This is a genomic window from Leucobacter tenebrionis (assembly GCF_019884725.1).
In the GTDB taxonomy this organism is placed as follows: Bacteria; Actinomycetota; Actinomycetes; order Actinomycetales; family Microbacteriaceae; genus Leucobacter; species Leucobacter tenebrionis.
On sequence record NZ_CP082322.1, the window covers coordinates 533,128 to 556,469 of the forward strand.

The window sequence follows — 23,342 nt, forward strand, 5'->3', positions numbered from 1 at the left end:
GCGTCAGGGGGTATCGACGTGCTTGCCCGAGATGCCGCCGGTGCGCTCGTACTCGCCGATCTGCCCGACGCGGCGCACATGACGCTCGTCGCCCGAGAACGGGGTGTCGATGAACAGGTCGATGAAGCGGATCGCGTCGGCGACCTCGTGCTGACGGGCACCGATCGAGATCACGTTCGCGTCGTTGTGGTCGCGGGCGAGCTGCGCCGTCGACTCGTTCCACACCAGGGCGGCACGGATGCCCTCGACCTTGTTCGCAGACATCTGCTCGCCGTTGCCCGAGCCGCCGAACACCACACCCAGCGCCTCGACGCCGTCGCGCTGATCACGGGCTACCGCGAGCGCCGCGTTGATGCAGAACGGGGGGTAGTCGTCGAGAGCGTCGTACTCCTGGGGCCCGTGGTCGATGACCTCGAACCCCCGGTCGCGCAGGTGCTGCTGCAACTGCTGGCTGAACTCGAGTCCGGCGTGATCAGTGGCGACGTGAATGCGCATGCGCACGATTCTATCGGGGCTGCGGGGGAGGATCAGAACTGCGGGCCGACGGTGCGCCCGCGCTTGAGCTCGTAGAACCCGGGCACGCTCGCGGCCGCGACGATCCCGTCCCACAGCCTCAGCGCCGTCTCGCCCGTCGGCGCCGGCGTGACCACCGGCCCGAAGAAGGCGACTCCGTCCACGGAGATGATCGGCACACCCACGTCGGGCCCGGCGATCTCCATCGCGTGATCGGTGTTGGCGCGCACCTGCGCGTCGCTCCGCTCGTCATCGGCCGCCGCAGCGAGGTCGGCGGGCAGGCCGAGCGCTTCGAGCGACTCCGCGATCACGGCGTCGTAATCATCCCGGCCGCCGGGATGCAGCCGATTGCCGAGCTCCGTGTAGAGGGCGCCCACGACGCCCTCGCCGTGCGCGACTCGCGCGGCTTCGACCACGCGCCCCATGCGCTTGCCCTGCCGATGCCCCTCAGCGTGGCTGCCCGTCTCGTTGCCCTCGTTGAGAACGGCGAGGCTGATCGGGTGCCACGCGATCTCGAAGCCGCGCACCTCGGCGACTTCCGCGGCCCAGCGGCTGGTCATCCAGCACCAGGGGCAGATTGGATCGAACCAGAACTCGACTTCGACGGTGTTGCTCATGAGGCCAGTCTACGGCCGGAAGGCTCCCCGAGAACAGGCTCGACGTCTTGAGCCGACACATAGCCTCCGGGCATAGGCTTGTCGCGATACTTCACCACCGTGCGGGCCGATCCTTCGTGAGATCCCGGCCCCGACACCGACCGCAACGCCCGAAGGAGCACCGTGTCCGGAGAGAATCTGACCCGCGTCGAAGCGCGCGAACGCGCCAGCATCGTCACCACCGAGAGCTACGAGGTCGAACTCGACCTCACCACCGGTGCAGAGACCTTCAACGCCGTCACCACGGTGCGCTTCGGAGGCCGAGCCGGATCCTCGACATTCATCGATCTCATCGCCGACTCGGTCGAGAGCGTCGAGTTGAACGGACGCTCGCTCGATCCCGCGCAGGTGTTCTCGGACTCCCGCGTGCAGCTGCCCGAGCTCGCCGAGCAGAACGTGCTGCGGATCGCCTCGACGCAGCGGTACATGAATACCGGCGAGGGCCTCCACCGCTTCGTCGACCCGGCCGACGGGGAGGTCTACCTCTACTCCCAGTTCGAGGTGCCCGATTCGCGGCGCATGTTCGCGGTCTTCGAGCAGCCGGATCTCAAGGCGACCTTCCAGTTCACCATCACCGCGCCCGCCCGCTGGCAGGTGGTGAGCAACCAGCCGACGCCCGAGCCCGTCGCCGCGGGTCAGAAGGCCGGCGCCCAGGGCGACGACTGGGCGGAGCAGGCGATCTCCACGTGGCGGTTCGAACCGACGCCCGTCATGTCGAGCTACATCACCGCGCTCATCGCCGGCCCGTACCGGGTGGTGCGCAGCGAGCTGACGAGCCGCGACGGGCGCACGATCCCGCTCGGCGTGTTCTGCCGGGAGTCGCTCGGCGAGCACCTCGACGCCGACTACATCTTCGAGAAGACGCGCGAGGGCTTCGCCTTCTTCGAGGAGCAGTTCGACTACCCCTACCCCTTCGACAAGTACGATCAGCTCTTCGTGCCCGAGTACAACATGGGCGCCATGGAGAACGTGGGTGCGGTCACCTTCACCGAGGCCTACGTGTTCCGCAGCCAGGTCACCGACGCGATGCGCGAGCGCCGCGTCGTCACGATCCTGCACGAGCTCGCGCACATGTGGTTCGGCGACCTCGTGACGATGCGCTGGTGGAACGATCTGTGGCTCAACGAGTCGTTCGCCGAGTACATGTCGACCCTGGGCGTGGCCGAGGCGACCGAGTGGAGCGACTGCTGGACCACGTTCGCGGCCTCCGAGAAGTCGTGGGCGTACCGCCAGGATCAGCTGCCGTCGACGCATCCGATCGTCGCCGAGATCCGCGACCTCGAAGACGTGCTCGTCAATTTCGACGGAATCACCTACGCGAAGGGCGCGTCGGTGCTCAAGCAGCTGGTCGCGTGGGTGGGCCGCGAGCCGTTCATGCGCGGCGTGCACGACTACTTCGTGAAGCACCACCACTCCAACACCGAGCTCGTCGACCTGCTCACCGAGCTCGAGGCTCAGAGCGGCCGCGATCTGGCCGAGTGGTCGAAGCTGTGGCTGGAGACCGCCGGCGTGAACACGCTGCGCCCGGTCTTCGAGCTCGACGAAGACGGACGCTACACGTCGTTCGCGATCGAACAGACCGCCGATCCGAAGTACCCCACCATCCGCCCGCACCGCATCGCCGTCGGCCTATACGCCTTCGCCGACGGCGCGCTGCGCCGCGTGCACCGCTTCGAGCTCGACGTCGACGGCGCCCGCACCGAGATCCCGCAGCTCCGCGGGGCCGAGCAGCCCGAGCTCCTGCTGCTGAACGACGACGACCTCACCTACGCGAAGATCCGGCTCGATGAGCGGTCGCTCGAGACCGCGGCCGCGCGTCTCGGAGACATCGACGACTCCCTGGCGAGGGCCCTCGTCTGGGGAACGCTCTGGGACGCGACGCGCGACGCCGAGTTCCCGGCCTCGCGCTTCGTCGACATCGTGCTGGCCCACATCGGGCGGGAGACGGCTTCCACCACCCTGCGCACCGTGCTCGGCCAGCTGGTGCTCGCCGCCTCGAGCTACGTGGATCCCGCGCGTCGCGACGCCGTGCTCGGCCGGGTCGCCGATGGGCTGCAGGAGCTCGCCGAGACCGCCGCACCCGGCTCGGACGCGCAGTTCCAGTTCGTGAAGTCCTTCGCCCAGCTGGCCACGAGCGAGGCCCACCTCGACCGTGTGCAGAGCCTGCTCGACGGAACCCTGGCGCTCGACGGGCTCGAGATCGACACCGATCTCAGCTGGGAGCTGCTCACCTCGCTCGCCGCGGGCGGGCGCATCGATGAGGCGAGGATCGCGCAGCAGCTCGAGACGGATCGCACGGCGACCGGCAACCAGTCGGCGGCGCACGCGCGGGCGGCACTGCCGACCGCCGAGGACAAGGACCGCGCGTGGGCCTCCGTGTTCGACGAGAGCGACAAGCCCAACGCGATCGTGCGCGCCACGGGCGCCGGCTTCACCCGTGCCCACGACCTCGCGCTGCTCGAGCCCTTCGTCGGCCGCTTCTTCGACGCGCTGCTGCCGGTGTGGGAGTCGCGCAGCTACGCGATCGCCGAGGAGCTGATCGACGGCTTCTACCCCGCGCCGCTCGCGAACGCCGAGCTCGCGCAGGCCACGCGATCCTGGCTCGAAGACCACACCGACGCCCCCGCCGCACTGCGCCGCATGATCATCGAGCACCTCGCGGGCGTCGAGCGCGCGCTGCTCGCGCAGCAGGCTGATAGGGAGGTCCGATGACGGGATTCCGCATGCAAGGAGTCGAGGACGTCCCCGAGGTCGTCGGCAACGCCTTCGTCGACTTCATCACGACCTATCAGGTGCCGCTGCGCATCCTGCTGATCATCGCGGTGGCGGTGACCCTCAACTGGGTGCTGCGGCGCGTGCTCATGCGCACCGTCACCCGCATCGTGCAGGGAGTCAAGCGAGCGCAGGATGTCGACACGACCTCGGAGATCCAGGCCGCGCCCTACGTGAACGCGCGTGCCGTGCAGCGCACGCGCACGCTCGGCAGCGTCGGGCGCGCGGCGATCACCTGGATCATCGTGGCCATCGCGCTGATCCTCGTGCTCTCCGAGCTCAGCGTCAACGTCGGCGCCCTCGTCGCCTCGGCCGGCATCATCGGCGCCGGCCTCGCCTTCGGTGCGCAGAACATCGTCAAGGATCTCCTCAACGGCATCTTCATGGTGTTCGAGGATCAGCTCGGCGTCGGCGACTGGATCACGGTCGGCGACGTCAGCGGCACCGTGGAGGACGTGGGCATTCGCGTGACTCAGGTGCGGGCCGTCGACGGCACGCTCTGGTTCGTGCGCAACGGCGAGATCCTCACCCTCGGCAACTCGTCGCAGGGGTGGGGCCGAGCACTCGTCGACGTGACCGTGCAGGCCGACAGCGACCTGGCCGAGGTGGAGCGGGTCACGATGGAGACGGCGAAGAGCCTCATGCGGGACCCCGCGACCGCGCGCAAGATCACCGGAGAGCCCGAGGTCTGGGGCGTGGAGAGCGCGTACGGCGATCGCGCCACGCTGCGCCTGGCCATGCGCACGCGCCCCGAAGCCCAGTGGGCGGTGCAGCGCGCGCTGCGCGCCGAGCTGATCCGGCGCTTCAACGAGGAGGGCATCCAGCTCGCCACCGAACTGCCGCAGTACCCGGGAGGCGCCGGATGAACGAGCAGCAGCCACCTGCACCCCGGCTCACGCTCCGCGCGGGATCGGAGGGGCCCGCGGTGACCGAGACGCTCTGGTCGCAGGTGGGCGGTACCGAGACGTTCGATCGTCTCGTCAGAGTCTTCTACGACGGAGTGCGCGAGGATCCCGTGCTCGCCCCCATGTACCCCGACGCCGACTGGGAGGGCGCGATCTGGCGCCTGCGCACCTTCCTCGAGCAGTACTGGGGCGGGCCGACGACGTACTCGGAGCAGCGCGGTCACCCGCGGCTGCGCATGCGTCACGCCCCGTTCGCCGTCACCCCCGACGCGAAGGAGCGATGGCTGAAGCACATGCACGCCGCTCTCGATGCCGTCGAGCTGCCACCCATGCACGATGCGGCCTTCCGCGACTACGTGGACCGCGCCGCGCTCGCGATGGTCAACCGGTTCGAGTGAGCGAAGCGGCAGCGGCCAGGTAGGAGATCGCGTGTCAGGCGGGTGGATCCCGAGATCATCTCCTGCTTGAAGCGCGATCTCCTGCTTGAGCTGCGGACTCTCAGCTGCGGCGCGGCAGCAGCAGCCAGGCCCCGACGACTGCGGATCCCGCGGTGAGCACGAGGCCCGAGGCGAATACCGCCGCCTGGATGCCGAGCAGCGAGCCGAGGAGGCCCGCAGTCACCCCGCCGAAGGTCATCATGCCCGGGCCGAACATCGTGTAGGCGCCGATGACGCGGCCCCGCTCCGCGTCGGGTGCCTGCAGCTGCACGATGCTCATCTCGGTCGATTCCGCGGTGATCTTCGCGACGCCGCCGATGGCGAGCGCGATCACCGCGAGCACGAGGCTGCCGCTGCTCGCGAAGACCACGGTGCTGATCCCGAGCAGGATCGCCGCACCGACCGCGGTGGGCGCCGTGGGCGGCACCTTGCGCGTGGCCTCGAGCAGGAACCCGCCGAGCACTCCCCCGGCCCCGTTCGCGAAGAGCAGCAGGCCGTAGGCAGCGCCGGGTCCGCTGCCGCCGGCGAGGATCTCGGCGAACTCGGGCATGGCGTTCTGCAGGAGGTGCCCGATAGTGATCCCGCTCAGGGCGGTGAGCAGGATCATGCCGAAGATCTCACGGTGCCGCCGCACCGTGCCGAGTACGGAGAACGCCGCGAGGAAGGACATGCCCTGCGGGGCGGGCGGCGCCGCAGAGGCTGCGTCTGAGGCAGGGGCATCCGCGGATCCCGCGCCGCTGTGCCCGGTGAAGCGGGTGCGGAAGAGGAAGATCGTGAGCGGCAGGTAGAACAGCACATTCACGAACATCCCGTACGCGGGGCCGATCCCGATCAGCAGGGCGGAGCCCACGACCGGCCCCGCTATGAACGCGAGGCTGCGGAAGGTCGAGTTGATCCGCACCGCGCTCGGCAGCTGCCGAGGGCCGACGAAGTCGTAGAGCATGAGCTGCTCGGCGGGCATCCAGAGGCAGCCGGCCAGGCCGTGCAGTACGAGCAGCACGCAGGCATGCCAGAGCTCGAGGGTGCCGGTGAGGAAGAGCACACCCCAGCAGATCGACACGAACATGAACAGCGCCTGGGCGATCTGGATGATGCGGCGGCAGTCGAAGCGCTGTGCGAGCGCGCCCGCGTACACGGAGAACAGCAGGAACGGCAGCCAGTGGCTGACGATCTGGAATCCGACGAGCCAAGGCGAGTGGAAGGTCTGCCACAGCACCCAGTAGCCGAGCACGTGCTCGATGTTGTCGGCCATCATCGACAGCGCTCCGCCGACGATGTAGGTCCCCGAGCTGCGGTTTCTGAGCGCGGCGAAGCGGCGGGGATCCTCGTCCCGCTGCCCCGACCCGCTCACCGCCCGGCTCCGCGCGGCCGGACGCCGCGAGCGCGCACACTGTTCATAGTCTCAGCATCCCGGATCCCCGCCCGAGCGACGCGACGCCGCGCCGCGCCCGGTCGCGATGAGCACCCCGCCGACGTTCGGCTGGAGGCTTCCCGCGGAGCAGCCCCGGCCCCTACCGCCCCGCGAGCAGCATCTCGGCGAAACCGGCGGCCCGCAGCTGGAGGTCTTCAATCCGTCGCACGCGCGCGGCCGCGACATCGTACCCCTCGTAGGCGGGCGGCGGGTCGTTGCGCACATTGCGCGAGCACTCGAAGTCGCGGCAGATGAGCGTGCCGACGGTGCTGCCGCGGCGGCCAGCGTCGCCGACGCGCTTCGCGCTCCAGAAGACGACGTCGTTCGGCAGGCGCACGTCGCAGCACCAGTTGCACATGGGGCGCGAGCGGGGAGAGGCGTCGGCCTGCTTCAGCGCGACGCCGACCGGTTCAGCGTCGAGCCTCGGCAGCACGACGTATGCCCGCTTCGCGAACTTCGGATCCCGCCAGCCGAAGTAGTCGAGCCGTTCCCAATCGGCCTCGCCCATGCTCTCGAAGGCAGCCGGCAGCACCATCTCTTTCACCTCCCTGCGGGACGCGTTGATGAAAGAGCCACGTATGAAAGCCTCGGTCAGGGGTCGCATGAGTATTCCTTCCGGGACGCGCGAACGCGCGATCCCGATGAGAGTTGCAGGGTCGTCGAAATCAGCCGAGCGGGCGCGTACTGCGCAGGCACGGCATGAACGACTCGGCTAATCACTGTCGGCGAGGGCGTCGCCGACAACCTCCTGACGCTGCGAGTACAGCTCTCGATAGCTCACGGCGCCCAGCTTACCGCCCTTCCCACCCCGGCTGTGCAGCATCGATCCGACAGTGTGAGCGATCGCCTTGGATAGGGTCGCCCGATCAGCATGGCCGATGCGAAGATTGCCGCGATCTGCCGCTGTCGCAGCGCGGTCTGCGCCACCCGGAACACGAAAGATTTCGTCGGCACCTCGGTCGAACTCCTCGACCCGTGGAAAATGTGACCCGAGAGGTTACGCAGTCGGGTGGCCAACGCTCCGCGCCGGAAGCATCGCCCAGGCGGAGAAGCCGATCAGCAAGAAACCGGGGGCGACACCGCTGACGACGGCGATGCCGGACAGGAGCCCGAAAGCGGCGCACGCGAACCCGGCGACCCCGCATGCGGTGACCAGCACCGCGAGGACATGAAACCGGTGCAGCCGGAACAACCATCCCAGCGAGAAGAAGTGCACCCCGACGACGAACGATACCCACGCGACGCCGAGCTCCGGGCGGAGGAACTCGGACACCAGCCGAGCACCGACGAACAGTGCCACTGCCTCCACCCCGACGATCATCCAGTAGGCCCGCCCGAACAGTGCCCCGTTCCCGCCGCCCCGGCCGCCCGCGCCGTCCCGCCCACCACGAGCGTCCCGCACGATCAGCGCGAGAACGGTGATGACGCCCAGCCCTGCCACAGCGAGCACCACCGCACGGGCCGTCGCGGCAAGGCCGCTTGAGTTGACGATCACGAACACGAGCCCGAATATCACCCCGACCAACGACCCGAGCGCCCTGCCCTGCGCGGGCCCGACCCGCCCGACTCCCCCGGTGTCATTCATCGTTCCGCACCTCTCGTCACCATCCCATATTGGCTATAGTTGACTCTAACGAATTACCGGCCCCTCTGGAAGACTCTGAAGCATGAACAGCGACGATACGCGGACGGGAACGCCGCGACGCCCGTACCGGTCCACGGTGCGCGAGCAGCAGGCGGCTCGTACGCGGCGAGCGGTTACGGCTGCGGCCCGGGACCTGTTCGAGTCGGAAGGCTTCGTGGGCACGACGATCGCCGCGATCGCCGAGCGTGCCGGCGTATCGGCGCAGACGGTCTATAGCGCGTTCGGCACGAAAGCCGGTGTGGCTCGCGCGATCATCGAGCAGATGGAAGAATCAGCTGAAGCCGCCCAGTGGCGTCAGCGCATCGCGGCCGAGCAGGATCCCGAACGGATCCTCGAGGCGTTCGCCCGGTGGACCTGCGCGTTCTTCGCCACGAGCAGGCCGTCATTCACCATCGCTCAGGGGGCCATGGCCGAGCTCACCGAGCTCATGGCCCAGGGCAACGAACGGCGCAGACAGGGCCTCACCCACCTCATCGAGCGCCTCGCGGCGCGGGACGCACTCAGGCCGGGCCTCGGCGTCGACGAGGCTGTCGACCGGGCCTGGCTGGTGACCGGAGTCGAAACCTTCATCAGCGCGACCGAGGGATGCGGTTGGCCAGAAGACGCCTATGCGTCTTGGCTGGCCGAGACCCTCGCGCAGCAGATCCTCGCACAGCATTAAGGCCACGCACAGGCCCACACACCGGCTCACGAAGTGCGATACTGAAACCATGGCACTCCACCTCACCGACGATGTCGAAGCCGACGCACTGCTCACGAACAATCCGCTCGCCCTGCTGATCGGGATGCTGCTCGACCAGCAGGTCGCGATGGAGGTCGCATTCGCGGGCCCGCTCAAGATCGAGCAGCGGATCGGTTCGGTCGACGCCGAGACGATCGCGAACTGCGACGCCGACGACTTCGAGGCCGCCTTCAAGCAGTCGCCCGCCGTGCACCGATTCCCCGGCTCAATGGCCGCGCGCGTTCAGACGCTGTGCCGCACGATCGTCGACGAGTGGGGCGGCGACGCCTCCGCGATCTGGACCGAGGGCGATCCCGACGGCAAGACCGTGTTGAAGCGTCTCAAGGCGCTGCCGGGCTTCGGTGACCAGAAGGCGAGGATCTTCCTCGCGCTGCTGGGCAAGCAGTGCGGGTTCGCGGGCGAGGGATGGCGAGAGGCCGCCGGCGCCTACGGCGAAGAGGGATCGTTCCGCAGCGTCGCAGACATCACCTCCCCCGAGACCCTGCTCAAGGTGCGGGAGACGAAGCGCGCCGCGAAGGCCGCCGCCAAGAAGAAGAGCTGAGCTTCGATCCCGGGCTCATCCCATCGTGTTGATGATGAGCCCGATGTGCGTGAAGAAGTTGAGCGCGCCGAATAGGAAGAACCCGAGGCCCGGGAGTCCGATGCAGATGCCGACGATCCACTGCCACGTCGTCCGCTGCGAGCCCGTGGAGAATCCGCGCAGCGCGAGCGGGAAGAGCACGGCACCGATGCCGGCGACGCCAAACATGCCCGACATGAACGTCGCCTCCACCCACGGCCACTGCGCGAACGCTCCGCTAATGGGTTCCTCGGGCGGCGCGGCGAAAAGTTGGAAGATGAGGCCGGCGAATGCGATCGCACCAAGCGCCAGTCCGAAGCCGACGATGATGATCCCGAGAGGTCTCACCACCGACGCGATCTCGGCGCCCCGGTCCTCTGTCTCGGGAAGATCCTTGCGCCGCCACAGGAGGATCGCGCTGCCGAGCAGCAGCACGCCGAAACCCAGGCTGGGCTCACCGAAAATGATGTTGTCAAATGGGAAATATTTCGCCAGCGGCCAGGTAAGCGTCATGTGCGCGCCGGTGATGGTGAGGATCGTCCCGAGCACGAGAAAGGAGACAGCGTAGCCTTCCAATCGCACCGGAGCCCCGCGCTGCAGACCGCGTCCGAGCCAGACTACGCTCAGCAGCCCCGCCCCGGCAGCGACAGACATGATGGTGTTGTAGGTGGGCATCTGAGTCCAGTCGATGACCAGTGCCGCCTGCGTGATGCCGTTCATCTCGTCTCCCCCTATCGGCGGTACGTACCACTCTCATTCGCCAGGATCCCACCGACAGATGATCTGACGCAAGGATGCGGATCCGGATTCGGAGAATGAGGTCTGGCTAGGCTGGAGCCATAGTTCTTGTTCAACAGTCGCCGCAATGAGGAGGTGCAGGTCGCATGTTCTCACTCGAAGTGTCTGACGCACCGCAACGCGCTGTGAGCTTTCGCGAGGTGCTGAGCCTCGTATTGATGCTGGTGCCGTTCGCGGTGGCCCTCGGTTTCCTCGCCGTGCACCCCTCGGTGTGGACCGAGGATCTTGCGTCCTTCTTCTCATCGGAGGGCGAGTTGATCCGCAGCGATCCTGGGTGGATCATCGCGTCGCTGGCCATAGTCTCGGGCATCCTGAGCGCCGCGATCGGCCTGCTCGGCCTGCGTGAGCGGTGGAAGTATCATCGGCGCATTCAACGAGGTCTGATCGCGTCGGTCGCCGCAGCACTGGCCTCCATCATGATCGGCACATGGACGCTCTCGGCCGCGCTCGACCGCGGCGAAGACCCCAACACCGGGCTCGCCATGTTCGCCACGATCTGCTGCATGCTCTACGGCGTTCTCTGCGCTGCGATCTCGCCTCGGGATCTCGTGGACCCGAACGCCTCAGAGTACGAGAAATGATACGGGCGGCTCGCAGATCCGCAGCCCCCTCATCTCCGCCTTTCTCCCGTGAGCACGGGCGTCCCCTTCTCGATATCGCCGCGACCGGACGGGACCAGGGTTCCGCATAGGCTGATAGATGAGAGGCACCAAACGCCCTGTCGTACACATCACCCGTGAGCGAGAGAGGCCGGTGCTCGAGGAATACGAAGAAGAGGAGCAACAGCGATGCCTGAGAAGCCATGGAAGCTCGTCCTGGCGTTCTCGTTCTTCGGCGCGATCTCCGTGGGGTTTCTCATCCCGATCGTTCTGGGGCTCATCCCGCTGGTCTCGATGGGCGGCGTCATGATGATGCTCGCGGGCGGGTTCACCGTAGCGGGCCTCGCGCTGCTGCCGCCACTGGCGAGACGACGAGGTGCGGGCAATGGCCCGAACGGGGCGCAGTGGTGCTTCCTCGCCCTCGGCCTCGCACTGTGGTGCGCCGCCCCGGTGCTCCAACTCGTCGGAACCGAGGGAGATCTGACTTCTCTGACGGGAAGCGGCGCGAAAGCGGTGCCGCTCTGGTTCCTGATCGTTCTCACCTGGGGAACCGCGGTCCTGGTACTCGTGGCCGGCGTCAGACAGTATCGTCGCGCGAAGGCTGCACGGGGTCGGGGCGACTCCGCGGGGTAACTTCTGCCGACATCCTCGTAGCGTGAGGCGTAGCACCACCGCCCCATCTCCCGAGGGCGCACCTCTAGCAGCACCGATCCGTCGTCGAGCACCCCGATTCCCGGGTTTCCGTGTGCTCGACGGCGGATCGGTGCGGCTGAGGCGGATCCGGGCTAATCAGCTACTCACCGAGGGCGAGGGATACGGCCCTTCTGTAGGCTGCAGTCATGAGGATCGCAATCGCGGGTGGAACCGGGCAGGCTGGCGCGCAAGCGGCTCGAGCAGCGCGCGAGCGCGGGCACGAGGTGACCCTGTTGGCACGTTCAGAGGGCGTCGATCTCATATCAGGCGCGGGCGCGCGAGACGCCCTCGAGGGAGCTGACGCTGTCATCGACGCTTCCGGTGTGAGACCGGGCGACGATCCGACCGCGTTCCACGAAGCCGTCATCCGCACGCTCACGACCGCTCGCCCACCCCTCATCGTCGTGCTGTCGATCGTGAACTGCGATCGCGCGAGCGAGTATCCGCTGTACGGCGGCAAACTGGCCCAGGAACGGGCTGTCGAGAAAAGCGGTGTCCCATTCACGATCGCCCGCACCACGCAGTTCCACGAGTTCGCCGCTCAGGTATACCGGATGGGCACCCGTGGGCCGTTGCACTTCAGCCCCCGGATGCGCACGCAACCGGTCGCCGTACGAGAGGTCGGTGCGCACCTCGTGGATCTCGCCGAGGCCGCACCCGCCGGGCGCGCAGCGGACCTGGGAGGCCCTCGGGAAGAATCCCTCCTGGACATGGTTCGCGGCTACGCCCGAGCGAGCGGCGCGGGCCGCTTGGTGTTCCCGATCAATCTGGGAGGCGCGTTCGGTGGTGCTCAGCGCGACGGTTCCCTGCTTCCCGGCCCTGATGCCCTGCGCGGCACCGAAACCTTCAGCGAGTGGCTGGCGCGCGTCTTCCCCGCACGATAGAGCGATAAGGCTCGGTGGCGGGCATCAACCGGCTCATCTCGCCAGACCGGCAGCCGATCGAGCGACTACTTGCGATCCGAGTCGATCTCGCGAACGTGGACTCGGACGAGATCCTCGATCAGCTCATCGGGGAGCGGGTTCGCGAGCGTGAACTGGACCGCGTGCTCCGTGGTCTTGTAATCAGAGAGTCGATCCTTCAGCTCGTCGATCGCCCACGAGGAGGGATAGAAGCTCATGTGCTTCTTGGACGCGGTGAAGTAGACCAACGCGCGGTCCTTGTACTTCAACGTCGGCATGCGGTAGCTCATGGTTTCCTGGACGCTCGGCACGAGCCGCGTCACCAGTGCGCGTATTCGCTCGAGTTCCGGACGAAACGCGGGATCGACCCCATCCAGATACTCGTCGATCGTGGTCGCCTGTTCGCTCATCGATCCCGTCCTCTCCCCCGCGATCCGGATGCCACCCGACGACAGGCGAATCCGTCATGGCGCCCGATCGTCTCGTCGTTGAGTATTCTCTCACCCGGAGAGGGGCCGCGATCCTGCTGCGATCGCCGATCCCGATCCTCCCGCTCTTCAGCGATGCTCGCGCTTCCCCGTCACGAGCAGCAATGCCACTGCCCCTATGCGGGTAGCTGCGCTACTGCAAACAGGATGCCGACCACGAATAGCGCCAGCAAACCGAGGACAGTGCCGATAGTCGCCCGGACCACTTGCGCGGGCCGTCCGGTCTCGTGACGACGAATACCGAGCAGCCCGAACCCCAGGGCAAGAACGGCACAGGGAACGGCGATGAAATCACCGACGATCGGGATCAACGCACAGGCCGCGGCGATGATCCCGAACATGAGAGCATGAGTCCCGGCCCGGTCGCCCCCGGGCCCGTTGGGCGATCCTCCTGGCATGCACTGATGCTACTGGGGCCTCCGGCACTCCTGATACGCGGGTTCTTCGGAGCTCGCCGTTGTTTCGGAGCTGTTCGCTGTCGATCGATCGCTCCTATCATCGAAAGCATGAGTGCCCCGACCGAACAATCGCTTCTCGTGTACGACGGCGACTGCGCCTTCTGCACCACCTGGGTGCGCCGACTCGAGCGACTTCTCGACCGATTTCCCGATGCGCAGCCCTGGCAGTGGCTGGATCTCGGAGAACTCGGACTCGCTCAGAACGACGTCACGAGATTCGCCTGGCTGTTGTGCGGCAACAGACGATTCCGCGGACACGCCGCATTCGCGGCGCTCCTGCGCATGCAACCGTCGTACGCCGCACGGTTCTTCGGTCACCTGTTGGTCACGCCGCCGTTCTCGTGGGTATCGGCGCTCGGCTATTCGCTGATCGCCCGCTTCCGCCACCGTCTGCCCGGAGGAACCGCGGCATGCGCGCTCCCGAAGCCGAAGGAGTGACCGAGCGCCCCGTGTCGCGAGACTAGGAAGTCAGGCCGCAGAACAGGCTCCCGCGGCGGCGAGGACGGCGTTCATGCTGGCGGCAAGCACCGAATCGGCTCGTCCGGCACTCCATCCGGTACCGTCGGGGCATCGGTACTCGATGAGTGTGAGAGCCTGACTGCCGCTCCCTGCACCGATGCTTGTCTGATGCAGCTCGAGTACCTCGAGGTCGATCCCGCGCTCGGCGAGGGCGGCCGTCAGCGCCTCAATAGGGCCGATGCCCACGTGCTCGCTCGAGAAGTCCCCGCCGGTGACCCGCAGGTCGATCCGAGTGCGGGTCACTCCCCCGTTCTCACTCGTCTCGTACCCGAGGAGGCTCACTCCGCTGTCGCTCTGCGCCGCGAGATAGGAGGCCTCGAAGATGCTCCTCAGCTCGGCCGCGGTGACCTCCCCGCCGGTGGTGTCCGTGTGGGCTTGGACGTGGCGTGCGAGGTCGATCTGCATACGGCGAGGCAGTTCGATGCCGTATTCGGTTTCGAGCAGATAGGCGATGCCGCCCTTGCCTGACTGGGAGTTGACGCGGATCACGGCGTCGTAGCTGCGACCGATGTCGGCGGGATCGATGGGCAGGTATGGCACCCGCCACTCGATCTCGCTCGCCGCCCGACCCTCGGCTTCGGCCCGGGCGCGGTGCTCGGCGAAACCCTTCTTGATCGCGTCCTGGTGGGTGCCGCTGAACGCGGTATGCACGAGGTCGCCGACATAGGGGTGCCGGGCGTGCACGTCGATGCGATTGCAGTATTCAACGGTGCGGCGGATCTCATCGATGTCGGAGAAATCGATCATCGGATCGATGCCCTGCGCGTGGAGATTCAGCGCCAGCGTCGCGATGTCCACGTTGCCGGTGCGCTCGCCGTTGCCGAAGATGCACCCCTCGACCCGCTGGGCACCCGCGAGCACAGCCAGTTCCGCACAGGCGATGCCGGTGCCGCGGTCGTTGTGCGGGTGCACGGAGAGGATCACACCGTCGCGGCGGGCGAGGCGTCTGTGCATGTACTCGATCTGGTCGGCGTACACGTTCGGCGCCGCGATCTCTACGGTCGCAGGAAGATTCAGGATCACCGGTCGCTCCGGCGTCGCCTGCCACAGCTCGGTCATCGCGTCGCAGATATCGATCGCGTAGTCGGGCTCGGTGAGGTTGAACACCTCTGGGCTGAACTCGAACCGCACGTTCGGCGTCTCGCCGGCGAACTCGAGCACGTCGCGTCCACCCGCCAGGATGAGCCGCTTCAGCTCATCGCGATCCTGCCGCAGCACCAGGTCTCGCCAGGCCGGTGCGGTAGCGGTGTACATGTGGATCACCACCGGGTTCGCGATCCCTTGAACGGAGGCGACCGTACGCTCGATCAGATCGCGCCGGGCGGGCGTGAACACGACGATCGTCACGTCGTCGGGTGCGATGTCCGTGTCGGCAATGAGCCGAACGAAGTCGTAGTCGGTCTGGGAAGCCGACGGGTAGCCGACCTCGATCTCCTTGTACCCCATAGCGACCATGAGTTCGAAAAATCGGCGCTTCCGGGCGGGATCCATCGGCTCGGCGAGGGCCTGGTTTCCGTCGCGCAGATCGACCGGCACCCACAGGGGCGCCTCCGTCAACTGCTTGGCCGGCCATTCGCGCTCCGCGGAGGTGAGCGGCACGGCGACACGAGAGTACACATCGGCGTAGCGGTGCGACGGCATCTGCGAACGTCGCTGCCGGTTCCACGCGGGAGCCTCAGCGGGCACCGGGCCTGCGGGCGTAGTCAGAGTTGGGAAAGTCGTGGTCATGACGGGTTCCTTCGGGATCGGTCGTGATGACCGGCGCAGCGAGAGGCTCCACGGCGGGGAGCCGGTCGGACTAGACCCCGCCGTGGCGGCGAAGAAGAAAGAACTCGATGGGGAACATGGGTAGACTGTACCACAACTCCTCAGACAAGCAGAGCAGAAGGGCAATGAGCATGGCTCAGGTACAACGGACTCCGCTCGCGGATCAGGCCGCCGAGCTGCTGCTCGAACGGATCAGATCAGGCGAGTGGGAGCTTGGCGAGAAGCTTCCCGGCGAGACCACGCTCGCCCCGCAGCTGGGCGTCGGGCGTTCGACAGTGCGTGAGGCGATCCGCCAGCTCGCCGGCCGCGGCGTGCTCTCGTCACGACAGGGTGCGGGCGTGTTCGTGACGGCCCTGGACGTGCGCGAGGACTGGGACCAGGTGCTGGCCCGAGCTGACATCATCGCGGTGATCGAGGCGCGGATCGCCATCGAGACCGAGGCCGCAGGGCTTGCGGCCAGTCGCCGCACCCCGCGGGATCTGCACGCGATCCGCCGAGCACTCGACCTCCGATGGCAGCGGAGGGCCGGCATCGAGGAGCATGTCGACGCCGACACCGCGTTCCATCGCGCGATCGTCGCCGCGGCCCACAACCCGATCCTGTTGGAGCTCTTCGACGGGTTCACGCCGCGCCTCCGTCAGGCGATGATCGACATGCTCCGCATCCGAGACGCCCACGGCAGCGAGGCCGACCAGCACGTGCACGCGAACCTCGCAGACGCGATCGCCCAGCGCGACGCGATCGCCGCGTCAGCGCAAAGCCGCACCCATCTCTCCTCGCTCGCCGATGCTCTGCGCTGAGCCGACGTCGTCACCTTCAACAGGCGCCCCGCGAGCCGCGGCCCCGAACCTGAGGAGTGCCTTTCCATTCCTCATCCGACGGAGGCGGGCGCAGCACACGCCAGAAGGCCAAGGCCGATGCACCTCACGCAGTAGCGGCTATCACCAGCGCACTGCGATCGACCTGTGATCGGGAGCACAGGCCGTGCTTAACTATGTACGGCGAGGGGTACGTCGCTGATCACAGCGGCACCGCAGATCACTGGCCAGGAGACGATCCCCGGGAACCGAGGGGGTCGAGATGCCGGAGAACACCGACGGTACTCCCGGATCGATGCGTGCAGCACTCGCTTGGCCGGACGATCCCTTCTCGGCGTGGGCACAGGCCGTGCGCTCGCCGGAACCCTACGAACGGCTGACTGATCCGCCCGATATCGACTCCGCGGACGCGGCATCGATCGCGGACTGGATCGAGGATCAGCGCTCAGCACTGCCGATGCTCGCGATCGTCTGCGCGGCGGTCGGCGCGATCGTCATCGGCGGCCTGGTGCTCGGGATCCTGCCGCGCACCGATTCTGGCGCTGAACCGGCCTCGATGCACTGGGCGGGTGGGATCGCACTGCTCGTCGCGAGCGCAGTGCTCTGGGTGTGGGAGGTGCTCAGTCGGCGGAGACGGCGAGCGCGGCCGCCGATCCTGATCCCCGAGGTGCGGGTGGTGCTGTGCGAACTGCACCCGACCCGCTTCAACATCCATGACGGCGACGGATACCGGGAAACCTGCGTCGCCATTGCAGAGGATGCTTCCGATGCCCAGGCGGAGCGGATCTTCACGGCGTTCCGGATCTGGCTGGCGCGCCTCGAGGAAGACCAGCACGCCACGAGTCTGGCGCGCAACGAGCACTGGCGGCCCTCGGACGCGAACGTGTTCGGCTCGGAGGAGATCTTCGGGCCCGACGCGGCCGGCGGGTACCTCGTGCGCCGCCCGAGCCTCCCGGCCGACGGCTGGGGCGTACTGCTCACTCCGCGCAGACCCGCCAGACTCGTCGGCCGACTGCGCTTCGCAGACATCCGGCGCTGGACCGGAACCGGATGGAGCCTGTGAGGTGAGCGCCCGATCCCCGCACTTCAGCGTCGGAATACGGTAGCTCTACTTATCCGAGTGGGCGAGTTCCCAGTGATGGCCGTCGGGATCGAAGAAGTAGCCCAGGTACAGCCCCAACTCCTCGTCCATGCCAGCCCGCCTCGGCACCGTCCCTCCCAGCGATGCGGCGGTGCTCAGCATGTCGTCGAGCGCGACTCGGGACTCGACGGCGCAGCTGAGGATCACACTCGTGTCCTTGCCGGGATACGCAACACCCCGTCCGGCCTTCTCGCTGTACGTCTCGAAGGCCTGCTCCTCGATCAGGAAGAGCGAGAGCCCGGGAATCTCCACGACGACCATGCCCTCGCCGATTTCGAGTTCGGGCAGGTCGAACACGGCTCGATAGAAATCCGATGCGGCGGTGAGATCCCGCACCGGCAAGCAGACGACCGTGCCGACGATCTTGCCCGAGGTGGTTTCTGCAGTCATGTTCTCTCCTAACGGTTCGGTGAAGCAGTGAGTGTTGCATCGTAGTGCTCGATCAGTTCGCGGCATCCGTAGGCCCACGCTCGGTCACCCACCACGCGTTCTCGATCGGTCCCGTCCTCCTCGGCAGCGAGACGCCCCAGACAGACCCGCCAGCCCGCCGCATAGAGGCTCGCGCGCCCGTGGTCGGCGAGCGTCTGGCGGAGTTCGAGCACCGCTCCGCCGGCCGGGGCATGAGTGATCGTCCAGCTCAGAAGCTCCGGCCCCCACCGATGGACCAGCTTGCGCGGCGTGTCGGCGATGAGCACCTCGGCGTCGATCGGGGTGTCATGCGGGTGCTCCCGGCACGTCGCGGGGCCCGGGCTGTCCAGCACCCGATCGGGAACGACCGGTGACCACCGCGCGAGGCGGTCGGGTTCTGTGAGCATGCGCCACAGCTCCTCAGGAGTGTGCGGAAAGGCGCGACGCATGACGAGCGTCCACTCGGCGCCATCCTGCTGCAGCAGCACATCGACAGGGGAATGCACCTGCCGGGCGATCTCCTCGTCTCGAGGTTCATCGGCCATGATCGGGTTCCTCCTCGCTCAGTGCCTCCGCGAGACGGTCGAAGCTCGTGCCCCACAGCTCGACGTAGGGCCGCACCCACGCCATCACATCCGGCAGTGGACGCGAGGTGAGGCGATACACGCGGCGCCTACCGACGACCCGCGACTCGACGACACCCGCTTCCCGAAGCACACGCAGGTGCTTCGACGCCAGCGACTGAGAGATACCCAGCTCGCCCACCAGCGCTCCCACGTCATGCTCGGAGACGCGAAGACGATCCACGATGGAGCGCCGGGTGGGCTCGGCGATCACTGCGAAATCATCCATGGCCCAATAATGAACCTCCGTTCACATGAATGTCAAGGCAGATGAGCCACTCGTCGGCACTTGGCCGGTGCGCAGAGCAGCCCAGCATCGATAAACCCAGGTGCTCCCTGCTTGCTACCCTGACGGCATGACGATGGCGTTCAGCCGCACCCCCGCAGGCCGCGACCTGCGTTACCCGTTCACGGGTCGGTGGCTCGTGCAGAACAGCCCGGCGAACCGGACACCCAGTCACGGCACGGCGCTGCTCGCGAGCTCCTACGCGATCGACTTCGTGCCGGTCGATCAGAATGGCCGCTCGGCCCCGATGACGCCCCGCACGCTGCTGACACCGGAGCCGCCGTCGCGATTCCCGGGCTTCGGCCGGGTGATCCTCGCCCCACTCGACGGCACCGTGGTCGCTGTGCGCGACGCCGACGAGGATCACGCGGCCTACCGAGGTCTCTCCTCGATCGGCTACGCGCTGACGCAGCGGCGCCGACTCGCCTCCGGGTGGGCCGCTCTCGCGGGCAACCACGTGATGATCGAGAACGAGGAAGGCATCGTCGTCGCCCTGTGCCACCTGCAGCGCCGCAGCGTCGCGGTCCGCGCCGGCCAGCGGGTCCTGGCCGGCGACCTGCTGGCGCGTTGCGGGAACTCCGGGAACAGCACGGAGCCTCACGCGCACATCCAGGCCATGGACCACCGGGATCCCGAGCGGGCCAGAGCGGTGCCGATCACCTTCGAAGGGGCACTGCCGCGGAACGGCGAGATCGTCGAGGCCCCGCGGCATGATGCTGGGATCGGCAGCGCAGCACTATTCAACAACTCCGCGTGACTGCAGCAGGTACTGGGCGGTGTGCGCGACACGGGGGTCGGAATCGTCCGTCAACGCGGCCAACAGTGCATTCGCCTCGGGACCGGGGATATCGGCGAGCGCCGCCGTCAGGCGCTGTCGCGCCGCCGCGTCAGCGCCGTCCGCTCGTGCGAGTTCAGCGCGAATGAGACGCACGATCTCCTCAGCTCCTCCGCTTTGCCCGGTAGCGAGTTCTGCCAAGGCATCCGCGGCCGCCACGTCGTCACGCCCGCTGGCTACGAGAGCGATGAGAGTCGGGATCGCCCCGCGGTCGCCGCGTCGTCCACGCGCGAGCGCGGCCCGAGAGCGCACCCGCGGATCGGGATGCTCGAACGCGTCAGCCAGAACACCGGTCGCCCGTGGTGACCCGATCTTGACGAGCGCGTCGACTGCGCGGCGCCGTCGGCGCTCATCGGATGAGAACAGTGCCCGGGCGAGAAGAGGGACGGCCTCGTCTCCGCCTCGCGCGAGCACCCAGTCCAGCGCCCCTGCAGCGTTGATATCGGTCTCCGCCAGCGCCGCTTCAACCAGTGCGCCGATGCCTCTCGCGCCGGCCTCCTCCTCCACTGTGAGCGCGAAGCGCTGACGTTCCGAGGGGTCGTCGACGTTGAGGCCACGGATCAGGCTGATCGTGTGCAGCACGTCCGCCCACTCCGCGAGTTCGCCGGCCTGCACCTGGCGCAGCTCGTGCAGCAGCCGCGTCTGCTGCGCCAGGTGCTCCTCCGTGCGTGTGATGAGCTGCTCGACCATCTCAGCCGGGCTGAACGGGAGATCGCCGAGCGCATCGACGATCTCCCTCAGGCCGAGCCCGAGCGATCGGAGGCCTTCGACCTGGAAGAGGCGCCGGATGTCATCGTCCGTGTACTCGCGGTATCCGCCGGGGGTGCGCGAGGTCGGCGATACGAGGCCGATCCGGTCATAGTGGCGCAGCATGCGCGCACTCACTCCCGACCGTTCGGCGACCTCACCGATCAGCATTGTTCCCGTCCCGGATCGTCGGGGCTGCGGACAGCGCGACGGTCTTGCGCGCCTCGTAAACAGCGGCATCGAAGCCGAGCTCGGGATCCTCCATGATCATCTCGGTCGCGATCGCGTGCGTCCGCACTGCCTCGTCCTCGTGAGCCTTCGCGCGCTCCACGACGGGCGCGGCCGCAGGACCGATGTCGGCGAACGCACGGCTGAGGCTCAACTGCACGTCGCGGTCACCTCGGGCGAACTGTGTGGAGAGCGTCTCGGCGAGCCACTCCTCCCGCCCCTCGGGCACGAGCCCCGCTGCGGCGCGCCACGCCGTGCGGGCCACCGTTTCATCCTCGTCTTGCAGCAGCTCCGTCGTGACAACGGACCAGGTGCCGGGGTCTGCGATCTTCGTGAGCGTGTGCAGCGCCTGACTCCGCGCCTGCGGAATAGTGGATCGCAGTTCAGGCAGGATCAGCTCGATCACGGTCGGGTGATCATGTCGTGTCAGCGCCCAGGTGAGCATGTCGCGCACGTAGAAGTCGGGCTCGCCTGCGCAGTGCTCCACCAGCACCTCGATGAATGCGGGATCAGGATTCGTGCCGGCGGTGAGGGCCGCTTGCAGACGGGCCGAGGGATTCTTCGCCTCCAGTGCGCGCCGCAGCGCGGAGCCGTTATCGGTTGTTGTGTGTACGCGGGTCACGGTGACCACCTCCTCACTCCAGTAGAAACCTTGTCACAGTGTCAAGGTCAAGCGCCCCCGGCGCGAAATATCCTGCCCCGTCGATGACCACGAGTCTCAGCCTGAGATACTGGCCGCATGGAGCTCGCACTCGGAGATCGCTTGGCCGCGGCATCCTGCGGCCTGCTGCTCATCGCATCGCTGACCGGCTGCGCGGCCGCCGGAGAGAGCGATGGGAACGACGTACCGACCCAGCCCTCCTCATCCGCACCCGCAGAGCCCTCGACACCGGCCGCACCGGAGCCGTCGACCGAGCCCGGGCAGACCGCCGAAGAGGCGTTCCTCGCCTGGCTCGCGGCGAGCCGAGAGCCGGACGCCCAGGCGGCGTGCGCGTCCCTCAGCGACGGACTCGTCGAACGGATGCTGACCGAGATGCAAGCGAGCGGCATGCCCGTATCGGACTGCACCACGATGATCACGACGACCGCCGAACTGTACGCGGCGCTGGGACAGTCGGCAGAGGTGGAGATCGACTCGATCGCCGAGACCGAAAACACCGCGGAACTCTTCGTCACCTACACGGGCGGCAGCAGCTGCGGCCGGGTTGCGCTCGAGCGCGTCGGGACCGACTGGATCATCACCGAGAACTCCGAGGAGGTCTGCGCTTAACGGCATCCGGGGCCTTCGTCCGGGGTGGCTATCGTTCAGCGATTCCCTGCGCATGAACGTGGCTCCAGCACCCATCCTGCTTCCCTCCCAACGAGAGGTCAAAAAGGGTTCGAATCCCCGAGAAGCGGATCACTTTTTGACCTCTCGCATCCGATCAGGTTCGAGAGACTGTCCGATCGCTTCGAGTCCGAGCTCGTCGAGACGGCAGAACGCGGCCAGATCAGGGGTATGGAACGTAGCGGACACGTCGAGGTCTTTCGGATGAGTCGCGTAAGAACTTCCATCACCGAAAGGCCTCGATCCTATTTCCTGGTTGCCGCTCCGGGCACCCCGTCTACACCCTCAAATACGAAGAGCCGGGAATGTGTTGCGGCTCGCTTCGTTACGCTGGACATCATGGCCGCACAACAAGAACCCGATGACGAAACCGAGAACGCCAAGGGTTGGCTGCCGATGTTCTGGACGCCCGACGGCCATAACTACATCCCGACCTCGGGTAAGGCATGGGCACTGCTCGCCGGCGGCGCGATCGGCCTGGCCCTGTTGATCAAGTGGCTGTCGTAGCCGAGCCGACCTTCCGGCGTGCCTTTGGCGCAGGCTGAGGCAGACAGGCGTCCGGCACTAGAATCCCCCTATGCCTGATTCCCTGACGCACGCCGATTCGATCCTGATCAACGCGACACCAGAGCAGGTATTCGCGGTCGTCTCCGATGTCACCCGAACTGGCGAGTGGTCGCCCGTGTGCGAAGCATGCTGGTGGGACGAAGGCGACGGGCCGCGCCCGGGCGCGTTCTTCACCGGCCGGAACGTGACCCCGGATCGCACCTGGGAGACGCGCTGCGAGGTCACCGTGTGCGAAGCGGGGCGGGCATTCGGCTGGGGTGTCACCGAAGGCAACGTGTTCTGGACGTATACGATGCGTCCGGTCGGCAGCAGTACGGAGCTCACTGAGTCGTGGGAGTTCACTGCGAAGGGGCAAGCGTTCTTCGCACAGCGCTTCGGAGCTGACGCTGCCGCAGAGGTCGAGAAGCGGCGGCAGGCGGCGCAGGAGGGCATCCCGGTCACGCTTCGAGCGATGAAGCGGATCATCGAAGAGAGCGACGATTAGTTCCGCCGCGCCCT

General features: G+C 67.3%; 29 protein-coding genes. 15 read left to right on the forward strand and 14 right to left on the reverse strand.

Annotation, left to right across the window (positions count from 1 at the left end; translation table 11 throughout):
• Window positions 1-3: 3 nt before the first annotated feature.
• Both KVY00_RS02490 and KVY00_RS02495 read right to left on the reverse strand, forming a co-directional pair.
• Window positions 4-495, reverse strand: coding sequence for a ribose-5-phosphate isomerase (locus KVY00_RS02490; protein WP_223044178.1), 492 nt, complete (start codon window positions 493-495; stop codon window positions 4-6).
• Window positions 496-527: 32 nt separating this feature from the next.
• A complete protein-coding gene (locus tag KVY00_RS02495) occupies window positions 528-1,130 on the reverse strand; it encodes a mycothiol-dependent nitroreductase Rv2466c family protein (RefSeq protein ID WP_223044179.1) in 603 nt (200 codons plus the stop codon).
• A 162-nt stretch (window positions 1,131-1,292) separates the two neighbouring features.
• Here KVY00_RS02495 and pepN point away from each other — a divergent pair, with 162 nt between their 5' ends.
• From pepN to KVY00_RS02510, 3 genes are read left to right on the forward strand one after another with little or no spacing between them, the layout of a single operon-like run.
• A complete protein-coding gene (gene pepN, locus KVY00_RS02500; RefSeq protein WP_223044180.1) occupies window positions 1,293-3,881 on the forward strand; it encodes an aminopeptidase N in 2,589 nt (862 codons plus the stop codon).
• Window positions 3,878-4,807: a mechanosensitive ion channel family protein gene (locus KVY00_RS02505; protein ID WP_223044181.1), complete on the forward strand. Its 930-nt coding sequence runs from the start codon at window positions 3,878-3,880 to the stop codon at window positions 4,805-4,807. Before pepN ends, KVY00_RS02505 begins: the two co-directional genes overlap by 4 nt.
• Window positions 4,804-5,244 carry a globin gene (locus KVY00_RS02510; RefSeq protein ID WP_255572719.1) on the forward strand — a complete coding sequence of 147 codons (441 nt, stop codon included), beginning with the start codon at window positions 4,804-4,806 and terminating at the stop codon, window positions 5,242-5,244. Before KVY00_RS02505 ends, KVY00_RS02510 begins: the two co-directional genes overlap by 4 nt.
• Window positions 5,245-5,344: 100 nt before the next feature.
• Here the strand turns inward: KVY00_RS02510 and KVY00_RS02515 are convergent, their stop codons facing one another.
• The 3 genes from KVY00_RS02515 to KVY00_RS02525 all read right to left on the reverse strand — a co-directional run bounded on the left by KVY00_RS02515 (window position 5,345) and on the right by KVY00_RS02525 (window position 8,195).
• Entirely contained in the window at window positions 5,345-6,634 is a 1,290-nt protein-coding gene (locus tag KVY00_RS02515; RefSeq protein ID WP_255572720.1) for an MFS transporter, read from the reverse strand.
• Window positions 6,635-6,794: 160 nt separating this feature from the next.
• The gene (locus KVY00_RS02520) at window positions 6,795-7,298 is read right to left on the reverse strand and encodes an FBP domain-containing protein (protein WP_223044182.1); all 504 of its coding nucleotides are present in this window, start codon (window positions 7,296-7,298) and stop codon (window positions 6,795-6,797) included.
• 393 nt (window positions 7,299-7,691) lie between these two features.
• On the reverse strand, window positions 7,692-8,195 hold the full coding sequence (locus KVY00_RS02525; RefSeq protein ID WP_223044183.1) for a hypothetical protein: 504 nt from the start codon (window positions 8,193-8,195) through the stop codon (window positions 7,692-7,694).
• A gap of 166 nt (window positions 8,196-8,361) precedes the next feature.
• On the opposite strand from KVY00_RS02525, the gene KVY00_RS02530 reads away from it, so the two are divergent.
• Together KVY00_RS02530 and KVY00_RS02535 are read left to right on the forward strand one after the other, a co-directional pair.
• Window positions 8,362-9,000 (forward strand): TetR/AcrR family transcriptional regulator, encoded by a 639-nt coding sequence (locus KVY00_RS02530; protein ID WP_223044184.1) that lies wholly within the window; start codon window positions 8,362-8,364, stop codon window positions 8,998-9,000.
• Between the two features lie 49 nt (window positions 9,001-9,049).
• Complete coding sequence (locus KVY00_RS02535) at window positions 9,050-9,622, forward strand: HhH-GPD-type base excision DNA repair protein (protein ID WP_223044185.1); 573 nt, start codon at window positions 9,050-9,052, stop codon at window positions 9,620-9,622.
• A 15-nt stretch (window positions 9,623-9,637) separates the two neighbouring features.
• On the opposite strand, the gene KVY00_RS02540 is transcribed toward KVY00_RS02535, so the two are convergent.
• Window positions 9,638-10,360, reverse strand: coding sequence for a DUF981 domain-containing protein (locus KVY00_RS02540; RefSeq protein ID WP_255572721.1), 723 nt, complete (start codon window positions 10,358-10,360; stop codon window positions 9,638-9,640).
• 164 nt (window positions 10,361-10,524) lie between these two features.
• Here KVY00_RS02540 and KVY00_RS02545 point away from each other — a divergent pair, with 164 nt between their 5' ends.
• The 3 genes from KVY00_RS02545 (at window position 10,525) to KVY00_RS02555 (ending at window position 12,614) form a co-directional block, all read left to right on the forward strand.
• Entirely contained in the window at window positions 10,525-11,019 is a 495-nt protein-coding gene (locus tag KVY00_RS02545; RefSeq protein WP_223044186.1) for a hypothetical protein, read from the forward strand.
• Between the two features lie 207 nt (window positions 11,020-11,226).
• On the forward strand, window positions 11,227-11,670 hold the full coding sequence (locus KVY00_RS02550) for a hypothetical protein (protein ID WP_223044187.1): 444 nt from the start codon (window positions 11,227-11,229) through the stop codon (window positions 11,668-11,670).
• Between the two features lie 206 nt (window positions 11,671-11,876).
• Entirely contained in the window at window positions 11,877-12,614 is a 738-nt protein-coding gene (locus KVY00_RS02555) for an SDR family oxidoreductase (protein WP_223044188.1), read from the forward strand.
• A 65-nt stretch (window positions 12,615-12,679) separates the two neighbouring features.
• On the opposite strand, the gene KVY00_RS02560 is transcribed toward KVY00_RS02555, so the two are convergent.
• Both KVY00_RS02560 and KVY00_RS02565 read right to left on the reverse strand, forming a co-directional pair.
• The gene (locus KVY00_RS02560; protein ID WP_223044189.1) at window positions 12,680-13,042 is read right to left on the reverse strand and encodes an iron chaperone; all 363 of its coding nucleotides are present in this window, start codon (window positions 13,040-13,042) and stop codon (window positions 12,680-12,682) included.
• Window positions 13,043-13,236: 194 nt separating this feature from the next.
• Window positions 13,237-13,461, reverse strand: coding sequence for a hypothetical protein (locus tag KVY00_RS02565; protein WP_223044190.1), 225 nt, complete (start codon window positions 13,459-13,461; stop codon window positions 13,237-13,239).
• 165 nt (window positions 13,462-13,626) lie between these two features.
• Between KVY00_RS02565 and KVY00_RS02570 the strand changes: the two genes are divergently transcribed.
• A complete protein-coding gene (locus tag KVY00_RS02570) occupies window positions 13,627-14,016 on the forward strand; it encodes a thiol-disulfide oxidoreductase DCC family protein (protein WP_223044191.1) in 390 nt (129 codons plus the stop codon).
• Between the two features lie 30 nt (window positions 14,017-14,046).
• Here the strand turns inward: KVY00_RS02570 and KVY00_RS02575 are convergent, their stop codons facing one another.
• Complete coding sequence (locus tag KVY00_RS02575) at window positions 14,047-15,825, reverse strand: 2-isopropylmalate synthase (RefSeq protein WP_223044192.1); 1,779 nt, start codon at window positions 15,823-15,825, stop codon at window positions 14,047-14,049.
• Window positions 15,826-15,995: 170 nt separating this feature from the next.
• On the opposite strand from KVY00_RS02575, the gene KVY00_RS02580 reads away from it, so the two are divergent.
• Both KVY00_RS02580 and KVY00_RS02585 read left to right on the forward strand, forming a co-directional pair.
• Window positions 15,996-16,664 (forward strand): FadR/GntR family transcriptional regulator, encoded by a 669-nt coding sequence (locus KVY00_RS02580; RefSeq protein ID WP_223044193.1) that lies wholly within the window; start codon window positions 15,996-15,998, stop codon window positions 16,662-16,664.
• A gap of 280 nt (window positions 16,665-16,944) precedes the next feature.
• Complete coding sequence (locus tag KVY00_RS02585; RefSeq protein WP_223044194.1) at window positions 16,945-17,745, forward strand: hypothetical protein; 801 nt, start codon at window positions 16,945-16,947, stop codon at window positions 17,743-17,745.
• 45 nt (window positions 17,746-17,790) lie between these two features.
• On the opposite strand, the gene KVY00_RS02590 is transcribed toward KVY00_RS02585, so the two are convergent.
• From KVY00_RS02590 to KVY00_RS02600, 3 genes are read right to left on the reverse strand one after another with little or no spacing between them, the layout of a single operon-like run.
• Window positions 17,791-18,213 (reverse strand): VOC family protein, encoded by a 423-nt coding sequence (locus tag KVY00_RS02590; protein WP_223044195.1) that lies wholly within the window; start codon window positions 18,211-18,213, stop codon window positions 17,791-17,793.
• 8 nt (window positions 18,214-18,221) lie between these two features.
• Window positions 18,222-18,776 carry an SRPBCC domain-containing protein gene (locus tag KVY00_RS02595; protein ID WP_223044196.1) on the reverse strand — a complete coding sequence of 185 codons (555 nt, stop codon included), beginning with the start codon at window positions 18,774-18,776 and terminating at the stop codon, window positions 18,222-18,224.
• Complete coding sequence (locus tag KVY00_RS02600; protein WP_223044197.1) at window positions 18,766-19,083, reverse strand: ArsR/SmtB family transcription factor; 318 nt, start codon at window positions 19,081-19,083, stop codon at window positions 18,766-18,768. The genes KVY00_RS02595 and KVY00_RS02600 overlap by 11 nt, the downstream gene beginning before the upstream one ends.
• A gap of 127 nt (window positions 19,084-19,210) precedes the next feature.
• Between KVY00_RS02600 and KVY00_RS02605 the strand changes: the two genes are divergently transcribed.
• Entirely contained in the window at window positions 19,211-19,897 is a 687-nt protein-coding gene (locus KVY00_RS02605) for a M23 family metallopeptidase (protein WP_223044198.1), read from the forward strand.
• On the opposite strand, the gene KVY00_RS02610 is transcribed toward KVY00_RS02605, so the two are convergent.
• Together KVY00_RS02610 and KVY00_RS02615 are read right to left on the reverse strand one after the other, a co-directional pair.
• Entirely contained in the window at window positions 19,877-20,848 is a 972-nt protein-coding gene (locus KVY00_RS02610) for a HEAT repeat domain-containing protein (RefSeq protein ID WP_255572722.1), read from the reverse strand. The genes KVY00_RS02605 and KVY00_RS02610 overlap by 21 nt on opposite strands.
• Window positions 20,849-20,879: 31 nt before the next feature.
• Window positions 20,880-21,572: a HEAT repeat domain-containing protein gene (locus tag KVY00_RS02615; protein ID WP_255572723.1), complete on the reverse strand. Its 693-nt coding sequence runs from the start codon at window positions 21,570-21,572 to the stop codon at window positions 20,880-20,882.
• 117 nt (window positions 21,573-21,689) lie between these two features.
• Between KVY00_RS02615 and KVY00_RS02620 the strand changes: the two genes are divergently transcribed.
• From KVY00_RS02620 to KVY00_RS02630, 3 genes are all read left to right on the forward strand, one after another.
• Window positions 21,690-22,220 (forward strand): hypothetical protein, encoded by a 531-nt coding sequence (locus tag KVY00_RS02620; RefSeq protein WP_223044200.1) that lies wholly within the window; start codon window positions 21,690-21,692, stop codon window positions 22,218-22,220.
• A 396-nt stretch (window positions 22,221-22,616) separates the two neighbouring features.
• Window positions 22,617-22,784, forward strand: coding sequence for a hypothetical protein (locus KVY00_RS02625; protein WP_223044201.1), 168 nt, complete (start codon window positions 22,617-22,619; stop codon window positions 22,782-22,784).
• Window positions 22,785-22,854: 70 nt separating this feature from the next.
• Entirely contained in the window at window positions 22,855-23,328 is a 474-nt protein-coding gene (locus tag KVY00_RS02630; protein WP_223044202.1) for an SRPBCC family protein, read from the forward strand.
• Window positions 23,329-23,342: the final 14 nt, after the last annotated feature.